General features: G+C 74.0%; 10 protein-coding genes. All 10 read right to left on the bottom strand.

Going from position 1 to position 13,671, the window contains the following annotated elements; all coding sequences use genetic code 11:
• Positions 1-10: 10 nt before the first annotated feature.
• Complete coding sequence (gene ftsZ / locus NYZ98_RS12985; RefSeq protein WP_262842951.1) at positions 11-1,417, bottom strand: cell division protein FtsZ; 1,407 nt, start codon at positions 1,415-1,417, stop codon at positions 11-13.
• 234 nt (positions 1,418-1,651) lie between these two features.
• On the bottom strand, positions 1,652-2,326 hold the full coding sequence (locus tag NYZ98_RS12980) for a cell division protein FtsQ/DivIB (RefSeq protein ID WP_262842949.1): 675 nt from the start codon (positions 2,324-2,326) through the stop codon (positions 1,652-1,654).
• A complete protein-coding gene (gene murC, locus NYZ98_RS12975) occupies positions 2,323-3,732 on the bottom strand; it encodes a UDP-N-acetylmuramate--L-alanine ligase (protein ID WP_262842947.1) in 1,410 nt (469 codons plus the stop codon). Before murC ends, NYZ98_RS12980 begins: the two co-directional genes overlap by 4 nt.
• A complete protein-coding gene (gene murG, locus NYZ98_RS12970; RefSeq protein ID WP_262842945.1) occupies positions 3,729-4,820 on the bottom strand; it encodes an undecaprenyldiphospho-muramoylpentapeptide beta-N-acetylglucosaminyltransferase in 1,092 nt (363 codons plus the stop codon). The genes murC and murG overlap by 4 nt, the downstream gene beginning before the upstream one ends.
• A 10-nt stretch (positions 4,821-4,830) precedes the next feature.
• A complete protein-coding gene (ftsW, locus tag NYZ98_RS12965; protein WP_262842943.1) occupies positions 4,831-6,138 on the bottom strand; it encodes a putative lipid II flippase FtsW in 1,308 nt (435 codons plus the stop codon).
• Positions 6,135-7,529: a UDP-N-acetylmuramoyl-L-alanine--D-glutamate ligase gene (murD, locus tag NYZ98_RS12960; RefSeq protein ID WP_262842998.1), complete on the bottom strand. Its 1,395-nt coding sequence runs from the start codon at positions 7,527-7,529 to the stop codon at positions 6,135-6,137. Before murD ends, ftsW begins: the two co-directional genes overlap by 4 nt.
• Positions 7,530-7,629: 100 nt before the next feature.
• The gene (gene mraY, locus NYZ98_RS12955; protein ID WP_262842941.1) at positions 7,630-8,688 is read right to left on the bottom strand and encodes a phospho-N-acetylmuramoyl-pentapeptide-transferase; all 1,059 of its coding nucleotides are present in this window, start codon (positions 8,686-8,688) and stop codon (positions 7,630-7,632) included.
• Positions 8,685-10,058, bottom strand: coding sequence for a UDP-N-acetylmuramoyl-tripeptide--D-alanyl-D-alanine ligase (locus NYZ98_RS12950; RefSeq protein WP_262842939.1), 1,374 nt, complete (start codon positions 10,056-10,058; stop codon positions 8,685-8,687). Before NYZ98_RS12950 ends, mraY begins: the two co-directional genes overlap by 4 nt.
• A 110-nt stretch (positions 10,059-10,168) precedes the next feature.
• On the bottom strand, positions 10,169-11,686 hold the full coding sequence (locus NYZ98_RS12945; RefSeq protein WP_262842996.1) for a UDP-N-acetylmuramoyl-L-alanyl-D-glutamate--2,6-diaminopimelate ligase: 1,518 nt from the start codon (positions 11,684-11,686) through the stop codon (positions 10,169-10,171).
• Between the two features lie 41 nt (positions 11,687-11,727).
• Positions 11,728-13,425: a peptidoglycan D,D-transpeptidase FtsI family protein gene (locus NYZ98_RS12940; protein ID WP_456115249.1), complete on the bottom strand. Its 1,698-nt coding sequence runs from the start codon at positions 13,423-13,425 to the stop codon at positions 11,728-11,730.
• Between the last annotated feature and the right edge of the window lie 246 nt (positions 13,426-13,671).

The following is a 13,671-nucleotide window of genomic DNA, read 5'->3' as shown; positions in this document are numbered from 1 at the left end:
TGGGGGGCGGTCACTTGAGGAAGTCGGGGACGTCCAGCTCCTCCTCCTGCTCCTCGAAGACCACCGGGCGGCGCCGGGCGGGCTCGGAGACGCGGGAGGTGATCGGCGTGGGCGGCTCGGGGGCCGGCCTCGGGACGGCCACCGGCCCCTGCTGCTCGCCGTGCGAGGAGTGCGCGGCGTGCGAGGGTTCGGCCTCGCGCCCGAAGGCCCCGGGACCGGGCGCCGGGGCGGCCGGCTCCGGGGACGGGGCGGGATCGGGCGTAGGAGCGGGCGTCATCGGCGCGGGCTGCGCCGATGAGAGCGGACGGACCGGGGCCGGGCGCTGCTCGGCCCTCGGCGCCTCGCTCTTGGAGGCGGTGAAGGCAGGCGCGGGACGGGCCGCCCCGGGCGCGGGCGCCGGAGGGGTGACCGGGCGCGCCGGGGCCTGGGGCCGCGCCGCGGGCTGCGGCAGGGCCGCCGCCTTCTCGGGCGCGGGCTCGTCGAACCCGGCGGCGATCACCGTGACGCGGACCTCGTCGCCGAGGGCGTCGTCGATGACCGTGCCGAAGATGATGTTGGCGTCCAGCGCGGCCGCGTTGGACACGAGCTGGGCCGCCTCGTTGATCTCGAAGAGCCCGAGGTCGGAGCCGCCCGCGATGGACAGCAGCACGCCGTGGGCGCCGTCGATGCTCGCCTCCAGCAGGGGGCTGGACACGGCCATCTCGGCCGCGGCCACCGACCTGTCGTCGCCGCGCGCGTGCCCTATGCCCATCAGCGCCGACCCCGCGCCGGACATGACCGACTTCACGTCGGCGAAGTCCAGGTTGATCAGGCCGGGCGTGGTGATGAGGTCGGTGATGCCCTGCACACCGGACAGCAGCACCTGGTCGGCCGCCTTGAAGGCGTCGAGCACGCTGACCTGGCGGTCGGAGATCGACAGCAGGCGGTCGTTCGGGATGACGATGAGGGTGTCGACCTCGTCGCGCAGCGTCTCGATGCCGGCCTCGGCCTGCGCCGCGCGCCGGCGGCCCTCGAAGCTGAACGGCCTGGTCACGACGCCGATGGTCAGCGCGCCGAGCGACCGGGCGATGTTGGCGACCACGGGCGCGCCACCGGTGCCGGTGCCGCCGCCCTCCCCCGCCGTGACGAAGACCATGTCGGCCCCCTTGAGGACCTCCTCGATCTCCTCGCGGTGGTCCTCGGCCGCCCTGCGGCCGACTTCGGGATTGGCTCCCGCGCCCAGGCCGCGCGTGAGCTCGCGGCCCACGTCCAGCTTGACGTCGGCGTCACTCATCAGCAGCGCCTGGGCGTCGGTGTTGATGGCGATGAACTCGACGCCCTTGAGTCCCTCCTCGATCATCCGGTTCACGGCGTTCACTCCGCCGCCGCCGATGCCGACGACCTTGATGACCGCGAGGTAGTTCTGCGGTGCTGCCACGACGAGGGGCCTTTCCGCTCGTTACTTGCATTACGTGAAGCCCGAAACGGTCCCGGACCTTCTTGTTTAACTCTCACCCTCAAGTTGAGATTTAGAGTTATGTCAACCTGAGGAATGATACGGACAGTAGGGTTGCCCCTCCCCCAGGGTCAACTCACCGCGCCGCAAGGTCGCCCGGCGTGTCGCGGCCTGTCCCTTTCGCTCCTGCCAGACCCGGTCCGGCGGTGGGGCAGGTCACTTGACGGCCACCACGTCCGGCGAGCTGACGTCGTAGCTGTCCGCCGGGCGCTGGAGCAGTGTGAGCGCGACGCGCGCCTTGTCCCGGGTGCGCTCGGCCCCGCCCCAGACGATCGTACGGCCGTCCAGGAGGCTGAGGGAGACATCTTCGGGCGAGCCGGCGCGTACGGTCTCGATCCTGCGGGCCAGATCGCCCGGCAGCCCGGCCGCGACCGCGAGCGCGGCCCTCGTCGCGGGGTCGCCCTCGGCGAAGTGGTCGACGCGCAGCGCGGGCAGGCCCGAGGGGGCGAGCTGCCTGACCTCGATCGCCACGCCGTGCCGGTCCAGGACCGCGACCTGGCCGGAGGTCAGGACGACCACGGCCACCGGCCGGCGCACGACGACCCGGACGGCGAGGGTGGCCGGCCAGCGGCGCTCCACGCTCGCCGACTCGACCTGGCGGAGCGCGGCGACGCGCCTGCGGACCTGCTCCAGGTCCACCGTGGCCATCGGCTGGTCGTCGGGGACCGCCGCCGCCAGGCGGACCTGGTCGGCGGGCAGGTCGCCGTTCCCCGACACCGCGACGTCGCGCACGCCGAGGACCGGGGAGAAGAACACCAGCCAGGCCGCGGCCCCCACCACCCCGCAGGACAGCAGGACGGCGAAGACCGTGCGCCACGCCGACTGGCTCACCGCGAGGCGAGCTCGGCGACGATGTGCGGGCCCAGCTCGGTCACGTCTCCGGCCCCCATGGTCAGCACGATGTCCCCGGGCCGGGCGCGCTCGGCGACCAGGCCGGGGACCGAGCCCCGGTCGGGCACGTAGGCGACCTGGCCGGCCGGGAGCGGGACCTTGCCCGCCACCAGGGCGCCCGACACCCCGGGCTCGGGGTCCTCGCGCGCCCCGTACACGTCCAGGACCAGGACCTCGTCGGCCAGCCCGAGCGCGGCGCCGAACTCGTCGGCGAAGAAGCGGGTGCGGGAGTACAGGTGGGGCTGGAAGACGGCGATGACCCGGCCGGAGGGCCCGGAGAACGACGCCACCACGTCACGGGCGGCGCGCAGGTCGGCGGCCAGCTCGGTCGGGTGGTGGGCGTAGCTGTCGAACACGGCCACCCCGGCCGCCTCGCCCTTGGCCTCGAACCGCCGCTTGGCGCCGGTGAAGGCCGCGAGGCCGTCGCGGAACTCGTCGAACGGCACGCCGAGCTCCTCGGCGACGGCCAGGGCGGCGGTGGCGTTCAGGGCGTTGTGCCGCCCGGGGACGGCCAGCCGGATCCCGCCCTTGCCCTCGACGGTGAACGCGATGCCGAACCCGTCGGGGACGATGCCGGTGACCCGGACGTCGGCGCCCTCGGACTCGCCGTAGGTGCGCACGCGCAGGCCGCGGGCGCGGGCCAGCGGGACCAGCACCGCGGCGCCCGGGTCGTCGGCGCACACGACCAGGGCCGAGCCGACGCGCTCGACGAACCGGGCGAAGCTGTCGTACACCGCCTGCGGGTCGCCGTAGTTGTCGAGGTGGTCGGCCTCGACGTTGGTCACCACGGCCAGGTCGGGGGCGAGCATGAGGAACGAGCCGTCGCTCTCGTCGGCCTCGGCCACGAACACGTCGCCGGCGCCCTCGTCGGCCCCGAGGCCGGTGGTCACGAGCTGCCCGCCCACGCAGTAGGACGGGTCGCGACCGCACTTCTGCAGGGCGACGGTGAGCATCGAGGTGGTGGTGGTCTTGCCGTGGGTGCCGGCGACGGCGATGCCGGTGCGCCCGACCATGACGGCGGCCAGGGCGGCGGCCCTGGGGATCACGCGCAGCCCTTGGCGCAGCGCCTCGCCGAGCTCGGGGTTGGAGTCGCGGATGGCGGTGGACACCACGACGGTGTCGACGTTCCTGATGTGGGATGCGGCGTGGCCGACGTGCACCGTGGCGCCGAGCTCGCGCAGCTCGGCCACCATCTGGGAGCTGCGGGCGTCGCTGCCGGACACGTCGACGCCGCGCTTGAGCAGGATGCGCGCGATGCCCGACATGCCGGCGCCGCCGATGCCGATGAAGTGGACCCGGCCGAGGTCACCGGCAGCGACGGGCTCGATCAGCTTGACCAGGCTCATCGGCGGCCTCCGGCGGCGACGATGTCGAGGACCTTGCGCGCGAGGACCATGTCCGCGTCCTTGCGGCCGATGCGCGAGGCCGCGTCGGACATGGTGACGACCCGCTCGGGGTCGCGCAGGACCGGAAGCACGGTCCGGATGATCCAATCGGCGGTCAGGTCGGCGTTGTCGACCATCATCCCTCCCCCGGCCTCGACGATCGGCGCGGCGTTGAGCCGCTGCTCCCCGTTGCCGTGCGGCAGCGGGACGTACACCGCCGGGAGCCCTACGGCGGTCAGTTCCGCGCAGGTCATCGCCCCGCTGCGGCACAGCACGAAGTCGGCGGCGGCGTAGGCCAGGTCCATGCGGTCGACGTAGGGCAGCACGACGTACTGCGGGTCGCCGGGCGGCGGCTCCTCGACCACGGGGTTCTTCGGGCCGACCACGTGGAGCACCTGGACGCCGGCGTGCCGCAGGGCGTTCGCGGCGCCGAGGGCGGCCTCGTTGATCGCGCGCGCCCCCTGCGAGCCGCCGAAGACCAGCAGCGTCGGCCGGTCGTTCTCCAGCCCGAAGTACGACCTGGCCTTGTCGCCCATGGACAGCCGGTCGAGCGCGACGATCTCCCGGCGCAGCGGGATGCCGACGTACTCGGCGTGCGGCAGCGCGGTGTCGCGGTGGCCGGTGAAGACGTGGTCGGTGAGCCGGGCGCCGAGCCGGTTGGCCAGGCCGGGCTTGGGGTTGGCCTCGTGGACCACGATCGGCACCCCGCGCCGCCGGGCGGCCAGGTAGGCCGGGGTGGCGACGTAGCCCCCGAAGCCGACCAGCACGTCGGCGTGGACGCGGTCCATGACGCCCGCGGCGGCGTTGATCGCCCCGGCCAGCCGGCCGGGCACGCTCAGCAGCTGCGGGGTGATGGCGCGCGGCAGCGGGACCGCGGGCACCAGCGCCAGCTCGTACCCCCGGGCGGGCACCAGCCTGGTCTCCAGGCCGCGCTCGGTGCCGAGGCAGGTGATCCCGATGCCCGGGTCGTGCCTGCGCAGCGCGTCGGCCAGCGCCAAGGCGGGTTCGATATGGCCGGCCGTGCCGCCGCCGGCGAGGACCACCCTCATGTCGGTCCTTTCACTCCACGTGCCTCGATGTCGGTCGGAGCCGTCCCGGCCGGCGAATCCTCGCCAGCGGGCGACTCAGGCCAAGCCAGCTTAGAGCCCGCGCCGCGGGCCCGGGTCCACGAGCGGCCAGCGCGTCGGCCGCGCCGGGTTCCTGTTTGGCGAACGACAGGAGCATCCCGAGCGCGGCCAGGGTGGGCAACAGCGCCGAACCACCGTACGACACCAGGGGCAGCGGGATGCCGGTGATGGGCAGCACGCCGATCACCGCCCCGATGTTGACGATCGCCTGACCTGCGATCCAGGCCACGGCGGCCGAGGCGGCGAGCCGGACGAACGGGTCCTTCACCCGGCTGGCCACGCGCAGGCCCGCGTACCCGAGCAGGCCGAACAGGGCGACCACCAGCAGGGTGCCCATGAGCCCGAGCTCCTCGCCGATGATGGAGAAGATGAAGTCGCTCTCGGCGTGCGGGACCCGGCCCCATTTCTGCCGGCTGCTGCCGAGCCCGAGCCCGAACCAGCCACCCGAGCCGAGCGCGATCTGGCCCATGGCGGCCTGGTAGCCCGAGCCCTGGGCGTTGCCCCAGACGTCCAGCCAGCCCGCGATGCGGGCCGAGCGGTAACCCTCGACGCTGATCATGATGACCGTGGCCAGGGTGGAGACGGCCAGGATGCCGCCGAACAGTTTGAGCGGCGCCCCGACGACCCACAGCAGCGCCAGGAAGACCAGCATGAGCACGAGCGTGGTGCCGAGGTCGCGCCCGAGCATGACCATGACGGCGAGGATGGCGGTGCCGGGCATCAGCGGGATCAGCAGTTGCCGCCACTCGATGAGGCCGCCCTTGGCCTTGCGGGCCAGCAGGTCGGCCCCCCACAGGACCAGGCCGAGCTTGGCGGGCTCTGAGGGCTGGATGGTGAGCCCGCCGACGTACAGCCACCGCTGGGCGCCCAGCTCGGTCTCGCCGATGAAGATGACCATGATCAGGCCGATGACCGACAGGGCCATCAGGGGGTAGCCGGCGAGGCGGAAGAACCGCTGGGGCAGCCGGGAGCAGATCCACATCACCGGGAGGCCGAGCCCGACCGACAGCGACTGCTTGAGGAACCAGTAGAACGGGTTGCCCGTCTTCTGCAGCGCCTCGATGCTGGAGGCCGAGAGCACCATCATCAGCCCGAGCGCGAGCAGCAGGGCGCTGCACCCGAGCACCAGGTAGTAGGACGTCAGGGGACGGTTCAGCAGCTCGCCGAGCGCCGCCAGCCGGTCCGCGCGCCCGGCCCGCCGGGTGGTGGCGGCGCCGGGTCCGATCGGGACGTCGCTCATCGCGCCGGAAGGCGGTGGACAGCTCGGGCGAACGCCTCCCCACGGGCGCCGTAGCCGGCGTACATGTCCAGCGACGCGCCGGCGGGGGCGAGCAGCACGGTGTCCCCCGGGGAGGCGAGCCTGGCGGCTTCGGTGACGACACGGTCCATGACCCCAGTGTCTTGCCCCTGGACCTCCACGACCGGAACATTCGCCGCGTGTCGCGCCAGAGCCTGCCGAATTCGCTCCCGGTCGGCGCCGAGGAGCACCGCCGCACGCAGCCGGCCGGCCGAGCGCCGGACGAGGTCGTCGACGTCGGCGCCCTTGAGCTGCCCTCCGGCGATCCACACGACCGAGGGGTAGGCGGCCAGGGAGGCGGCGGCGGCGTGCGGGTTGGTGGCCTTGGAGTCGTCCACGTAGTCGACCTCGCCGACGCGGGCGACGTGCGCGATGCGGTGCGGGTCGGGGACATGGTCGAGCAGGCCCTGCCTGACGGCGGCGGGCGGGACGCCGTGCGCGCGGGCCAGCGCCGCGGCGGCCAGCGCGTTGGCCACGTTGTGCGGCGCGAACGGGCGCACGTCGGCCAGGGTCGCCAGCTCCTCGGCCCCGCCGACCGGGTCGGGCACGAAGGCGCGGTCGACGAGCAGGTCCTCCACGACGCCGAGCATCCCGCGCCCGGGCACGCCGAGCGTGTAGCCGACCACGCGCGCGGACCCGTCCTCGGCGTACGGGACCGCCAGGCGGGTGGCCATGGGGTCGTCGGCGTTGTGGACGACCACCCGCGCGTGCTCGTAGATGCGGCCCTTGGCGCGGGCGTACTCCGCCATCGACCCGTGCCAGTCGAGGTGGTCGTCGGCGACGTTGAGTATCGCGGCGGCGGCCGGGGCCAGGCTGGTGGACCAGTGGAGCTGGAAGCTGGACAGTTCCACGGCGAGCACGTCGTAGGGCTTCTCGACGGCCTCCACGATCGGGGTGCCGACGTTGCCGACGGCGGCGGCGTCCAGCCCGGCGGCGCGCAGCATGGAGGTGAGCATCCGCACCGCCGTGGTCTTGCCGTTGGTGCCGGTGAGTGCGAGCCAGGGGGCGGCCCCGGCGGGCCGCCGCCGCCAGGCGAGCTCCACCTCGCCGATGACCTCGACGCCGGTGGCGGCGGCCTCGGCGAGCAGGGGGTGGCCGGGGCGCCACCCCGGGGAGGTGACCACCAGCGTGGCCTCGGGCGGCAGCCCGCCGCCGAAGCGCACCTCCACCCCGAGCCCGGCCAGCTCGGCCGCGGCGGCCCGCTGGCGCTCGCCGGCGGCGGTCTCGACCACGATGACGTGGTGGCCGGACCGGGCCAGGGCCCGGGCGGCGGCCATCCCTGAGACCCCGAGCCCGGCCACGCAGACCGTGCTCACGGCCCGGCCGTCCTTCATGTTCACCGCCCGCCCGTCCTTCGTGCTCACCGCCCGCCCGTCCTTCGTGCTCGCCGCCCGGCCGTCCCCGGCGCCCGTCGCCCGGCCGTCCGTACGGGGGTCATTGCTTGGGCATCCACTCGACGTAGAACAGGCCGAGGCCGGCGGCCGTGCACAGGGCGGCGATCAGCCAGAAGCGGACCACGATCGTCGTCTCGGCCCAGCCCGCCAGCTCGAAGTGGTGCTGGAGGGGTGCCATGCGGAAGACCCGTCTGCCCGTCATCTTGAAGAAGCCGACCTGGATGATGACCGAGGCGGTGATGATGACGCACAGCCCGGCCAGGATGAACAGCAGGAACTGGGTGCGCGTGGTGATCGCGAGCCCGGCGAGCACCCCGCCGAGCGCCAGGGAGCCGGTGTCGCCCATGAAGATCTTCGCGGGCGGGGCGTTCCACCACAGGAAGCCGACCAGCGCGCCGAGGACGGCCGCGGCCACCACGGCGAGGTCGAGCGGGTCGCGCACCCAGTAGCAGCTCGGGCCGAGCTGGTTCAGGCAGCTGTTGCGGAGCTGCCAGTTGCCGATCAGGACGTACGCGCCGAGGACGACGCCGGTGGCGCCGCTGGCGAGCCCGTCGAGGCCGTCGGTGAGGTTCACCGCGTTCGAGAAGCCCACGATCATGATCAGGACCCAGATCGTGAACACCACGATGCCGACCGAGGGCCCGAAGTCGCGCAGGAACGACAGCCGGGTCTCGGCGGGGGTGATCGAGTAGGCGTTCGGGAACCGGACCACCAGCACCGCGAAGACCGCGCCGACGATCAGCTGCCCGAGGGCCTTGGCGCCGCTGCGCAGGCCGAGGCTCCGCTGCTTGTAGATCTTGATGAAGTCGTCGAGGAAGCCCACCGTGCCGAGGCCGGCCATCAGGAACAGCACCAGCACGGCCGAGACCGTGGGCGGGGTCCAGGTGGCCAGGTGGGAGCAGGCGAAGCCGACCAGGGCGGCGATGACCAGGACCGTGCCGCCCATGGTGGGCGTGCCGCGCTTCTCCTGGTGCCCCGAGGGGCCCTCCTCGCGGATGTTCTGCCCGTAGCCCCGGCGGCTGAAGATCCGGATCGCCAGCGGGGTGCCGAGCATGGACAGCAACAGGGCGACGCCGGCGGCGACGAGGACGTCCATCATCGGGCATCACCTCCCAGCAGCGCCTCGGCGACCCGTTCCAGGCCGGCGGCGCGCGGTCCCTTGACGAGCACCACGTCGCCGGGGCGCAGGCGGGCGGCCAGCTCGGCGGCGGCGGCGGCCGGGTCGGCCACCTGGACGGCGGGCGCGCCCCTGGCGCCGGCCATGACCGGGCCCGGGTCGTCCCCGACCACCCATAGTCCTTCCAGGCCGGCGCCGGCGGCGAGCCGGCCCGCCTCCTCGTTCAGGGCGTCGCTCTGGTCGCCCAGCTCGCGCATCGCGGCGATCACGGCGAACCTGCGCCGCTCCTTGCCGAGCACGCCGAGCGTGTGGAACACCGCGCGCACCGAGTCGGGGCTGGCGTTGTACGCGTCGTTGATCACGGTGACCCCGTCGGGGCGGTCGGTGACCTCCATGCGCCACCGGCTGCGCGGCTCGGCGCGGGACAGCGCCTCGGCGATGGTCGCCACCGGGAGTCCCAGCTCGTAGGCCGCGGCGGCGGCGGCGAGGGCGTTCTCCACGGCCTGCGCCCCGTACAGGCGCAGGCTGACCCGCGCCCTGCCCGAGGGGGCCCTGAGCGTGAAGGAGGCCCTGCCGCGCTCGTCCAGCGTCTCGCCCTCGGCCCGCACGGCCGCGTCGGCGGAGCGGCCGAACAGGGTCACCCTGGCCTGGGTGCGGGAGGCCATGGCCCGGACGAGCGGGTCGTCGGCGTTGAGCACGGCGACGCCGTCGGCGGGCAGCGCCTCGACGAGCTCGCCCTTGGCCTTGGCGATCTGCTCGCGGCCCCCGAACACCCCGAGGTGGGCGGAGCCGACGTTGAGCACGACGCCGATCCTCGGCGGGGCTATGCGCGCCAGGTAGGCGATGTGGCCCTCCTCGCGGGCGCTCAGCTCCAGCACCAGGAAGCGGGTGCCCTCGTCGGCCCGCAGGACCGTCAGGGGGTGCCCGATCTCGTTGTTGTAGCTGCCGACCGGGGCGACCGTCGGGCCGATCAGCGTGGTGAGCCCGGCGAGCAGGTCCTTGGTGGTGGTCTTGCCCGCGGACCCGGTCACGCCGACGACCGTCGTGCGCGGCAGCTCGGCGGCCACGGCGGCGGCCAGCTCGGCCAGTGCCGTCACGACGTCGCCCACGATCAGGCAGGGCGCCTCCACGGGCCTGCTCGCCAGCACGGCCACCGCGCCGGCCTCGTGGGCCCGTGCGGCGAAGTCGTGCCCGTCGGCCCGCTCCCCCCTGATCGCGACGAACAGCGATCCGGGCTCGGCGGCGCGCGAGTCGATCAGGACGGGCCCGAGGACCACGGCGCGAGGATCGGCCGTGCCCGCGAGGGCACCCGAGGTGATCTCGGCGATCCTTGCCAGCGGCAACGGGATCATTCGTTTTTCCCTACTCTCCATACAAGCTGTCCGTGGGGTGTGCGGGGGGACCGGCGCCTCGCCCCGTGCACCGGCCGGGCCACCGGCTCAGCCTCGCACAACGCCGCCTGTCACATGTGCCCGCGTCTGCCGATCGCCTCTGCCACGACCTGCCTGTCGTCGAACGGCAGGACCTCACCGTCGACGTACTGACCTTGCTCGTGGCCCTTGCCCGCGACGACGACGACGTCGCCGGGCCTCGCCCGCGCGATCGCGAGGTCGATCGCGGCCGCCCGGTCGGGCTCGACGACCACGTGCGCCCGTTCGCGCCCGGGCACCGAAAGCGCCCCCTCCAGCATCTCGGCGAGGATGCGGAGCGGGTCCTCCGATCGGGGGTTGTCGCTGGTGAGGACGGCCACGTCGGCGAGCCGTGCCGCGGCCTGCCCCATCATGGGGCGCTTGCCCCGGTCGCGGTCGCCGCCGCAGCCGAGGACGATGATCAGCTCGCCCGAGGTGACCTCCCGCAGCGCCCCCAGCACCGACTCGACGGCCCCCGGCTTGTGGGAGTAGTCGACGATCGCCTGGAAGCCCCGCGCGCCCGGCACCCGCTCCATGCGGCCCGGGACGCCGATGACCGTGCCGACGCCGTGCACGGCCGCCTGCAGCGGCACCCCGGCCTCGACCAGGGTGACGAGCGCGCCGAGCGTGTTGGCGACGTTGAACGGGCCCGGCAGGGCCACCGACACGTCGGCCTCGACGCCGCCCGGGCCGATCACCCGGAAGGTGCTGCCGTCGGCGCCCAGGCGCACGTCCTGGGCGCGCCAGTCGGCCTCCGGGGCCCCGCACGCCGAGAACGTCGTGATCGGGACCTTGGACAGGCCCGTCAGCTCCCGCCCGTGGCCGTCGTCGATGTTGACGACGCCGGCCCGGCACAGCTCAGGGGTGAAGAGCCGCGCCTTGGTCAGGAAGTAGTCCTCCAGGTCGGCGTGGAAGTCGAGGTGGTCCTGGGACAGGTTGGTGAACAGCGCGACGTCGAAGAACACGCCGTCGACCCGGCCGAGCGCCAGGGCGTGGCTGGACACCTCCATCGCGGCCGCGGTGACGCCCTGCTCGCGCATGAGGGCGAACAGGCCCTGAAGGTCGCTCGCCTCCGGGGTCGTCAGCGTGGGGGCGAAGTTCAGGTCGCCGGCGTGGATCTCCACGCCGCCCACCAGGCCCGTGCGGTGCCCGGCGGCCCGCAGGCCCGCCTCCAGCAGGAACGTGGTGGTCGACTTGCCGCTGGTGCCGGTCACGCCGAGCAGCAGCACCTCGTCGGCGGGCCGCCCGTACACCCAGGCGGCCACCTGGCCGAGCGCCGAGCGCGGGTCGGGCACCACCAGCACGGGCACGCCCGTGGCGACGGCCGCCTCACGGCCCGCCGGGTCGGTGAGCACCGCGACGGCACCGCGCGCGGCGGCCTGGGCGGCGTACGCGGCGCCGTGGGAGCTGGCGCCCGGCAGCGCCACGTACAGATCGCCCTGGCGCACCTGGCGCGAGTCGATGGTGACGCCGGTGACGGCGGCGAGCGGGGCCCTCGGGCCGGCGGAGGGCGCGCCGAGCAGGGCCGCCAGGCCGGACAACGGCCGGACCGGGCATGCCGTGGGGCGCATGGACGACGGGGGACGCACGGGCGAGAGCGTACCTTCCCCCGTCACCCGTCGGTGCTCAAGCGCACCGATGGGGCGGTCGTACCGGTCGGCGGAATCTTGCGGCTCTTCAACGCGAACGTCATGACATCCTTGAACACGGGCGCGGCGATCTCCCCGCCGAAGTGGCCGTTCTTGGGCGCCTGGACGACCGCCAGCACCACCAGACGCGGCGCGTCCGCGGGAGTGAACCCCACAAACGTAGCGGTATAACCGCAATACCCTCGGCAGTTCTCGTCGTACCGCATGGCGGTGCCGGTTTTACCCGCCACCCGGTAACCCTTGATGGCGGCGAGTGATCCGGTGCTGCCCTCGGCGCCGACCGCCGCCTCCAGCATCCGCGAGATGTCCTTGGCCGTGGTCGTGCCGATGACGCGGGTGCGCTTGCCGGGCTTCGCCGGGATCAGCCTGTGGTGCTGATCGACCGTGCCCGCCACGATCTGCGGGGTGATCCGCACGCCCCCGTTGGCGATGGTCTGGTAGACGCTGGCCATCTGCAGGGCCGTCACCGAGACGCCCTGCCCGAAGGCGATCGTGCACCGCTGGCTGCCCGACCACGACTCCCGGCGGGGCAGCAGCCCGGCCTCCTCGCCGTAGAAGCCCCCGCCGGTCTTCGCGCCGAACCCGAAGCCCTTGAGCATGTCGTACAGCGGCTGGTCGCCGATGCGGTCGGCGGCCATCATGGTGCCCACGTTGCTGGACTCGGCGATGATCCCGGTGAAGGTCAGGTGCTCGGGCGGGTGCGGGTGGGCGTCGTTGAGCAGCCGGTCGGCGCACTGGTACTTGTCCCTGACCTCGAACACCGTCTCAGGACGCACCGCGCCGGCCTCCAGGGCGGCGGCGGCCGTGATGACCTTGTTGGTGCTGCCGGGCTCGAACACCTCGGTCACCGCCCGGTTGCCCCAGTCGGCGGCCGGGACGTCCTTCCAGTCGGCGAGGTCGACCTCGGGGGCGTTGCCCATGGCCAGCACCTGGCCGGTGCGCACGTCCATGACGATCACGCTGCCGCTGCGCGCCCCGCTGGCCTTGACCCGCTCGGCGATGGCCTTCTGGGCGGCCCACTGGATGTCGCGGTCGATGGTCAGCCGCACGCCCTGCCCGGCGACCGGCTCCTGCCGGACGCTGCGGGTCATCGGGATGCGCTGGCCGTCCACGCCGCCGCCGCCGGTCTCGACGGTCTGCTTGCCGTCCTTGCCGCCGAGGAGCTTGTCGTAGGTCTGCTCGAACCCGGTCAGGCCGGTGCCGTCGTCGCCGACGAAGCCCACCAGGCCGCCGGCGAGGTTCCCCCCGGGGTAGAACCGCTGGTACTGCGGCGCGGCGGCCACCCCGTTGATCTTCAGGTCGAGCACGTTCTTGGCGGCGCCGAGCGACACGTCGCGGGCGAGCAGGGCGTAGTGGGTCCTGGGCAGCGCGAGTTTGGCCGCGATGTCGGCCTTCGGGACGCCGAGCGCGGTGGCGAGGGAGGCGGCGACCGCGTCGCGGCGGGCGGGCGTGATCACGGTGGGGTCGGCGGAGATCTCGCGGGCCTCGACGGTGACGGCGAGCTCGTGGCCGTTGACGTCGGTGATCGGCCCCCGGCGCGCGGGCAGCGTCTCCTCGCGGACGCGCAGCGTGGCGGCCTTGGCCTCGAACACCTTGGAGTCCAGGCCCTGGAGCTGGACCAGCCGGCCGGCGAACAGCGACATCACGACGGCCATGCCCATCAGCCCGATGTTGATCCGCCTGGCCGGGTTGCCCAGGCGCAGCGGGACGGGCGGGCGCGGCGGCCTCGGCCGGTCGGGACCCGGCCCCGGGGGGCCGCCTGGGCCCCCTCCCCGGCCGCCGGGCGGCACCCGCCGGGGACCCTGGCCGTTGCCGAGGACGCGGCGGGGCAGAGGTTTGGTGGCCTCGGGCCTGCCCGGCCGCGCCGGGCGCCCGGACCGGGCCGGTGGCTCGGCGCGGCCCGCGGC

Source organism: Sphaerisporangium corydalis, from assembly GCF_025506355.1.
Lineage (GTDB): Bacteria > Actinomycetota > Actinomycetes > Streptosporangiales > Streptosporangiaceae > Sphaerisporangium > Sphaerisporangium corydalis.
Note: the sequence above shows the minus strand (reverse complement) of the source record. Positions and strands in the feature narration are given on the sequence as shown.

Excerpts from the sequence above, each read along its gene's own strand:
- NYZ98_RS12950 (WP_262842939.1), bottom strand. The coding sequence starts at position 10,058 with ATGATCCCGTTGCCGCTGGCAAGGATCGCCGAGATCACCTCGGGTGCC.
- murC (WP_262842947.1), bottom strand. The coding sequence starts at position 3,732 with ATGAGCCTGGTCAAGCTGATCGAGCCCGTCGCTGCCGGTGACCTCGGC.
- NYZ98_RS12945 (WP_262842996.1), bottom strand. The coding sequence starts at position 11,686 with ATGCGCCCCACGGCATGCCCGGTCCGGCCGTTGTCCGGCCTGGCGGCC.
- murD (WP_262842998.1), bottom strand. The coding sequence starts at position 7,529 with ATGAAGGACGGCCGGGCCGTGAGCACGGTCTGCGTGGCCGGGCTCGGG.
- ftsW (WP_262842943.1), bottom strand. The coding sequence starts at position 6,138 with ATGAGCGACGTCCCGATCGGACCCGGCGCCGCCACCACCCGGCGGGCC.
- murG (WP_262842945.1), bottom strand. The coding sequence starts at position 4,820 with ATGAGGGTGGTCCTCGCCGGCGGCGGCACGGCCGGCCATATCGAACCC.
- NYZ98_RS12940 (WP_456115249.1), bottom strand. The coding sequence starts at position 13,425 with ATGGGCATGGCCGTCGTGATGTCGCTGTTCGCCGGCCGGCTGGTCCAG.
- mraY (WP_262842941.1), bottom strand. The coding sequence starts at position 8,688 with ATGATGGACGTCCTCGTCGCCGCCGGCGTCGCCCTGTTGCTGTCCATG.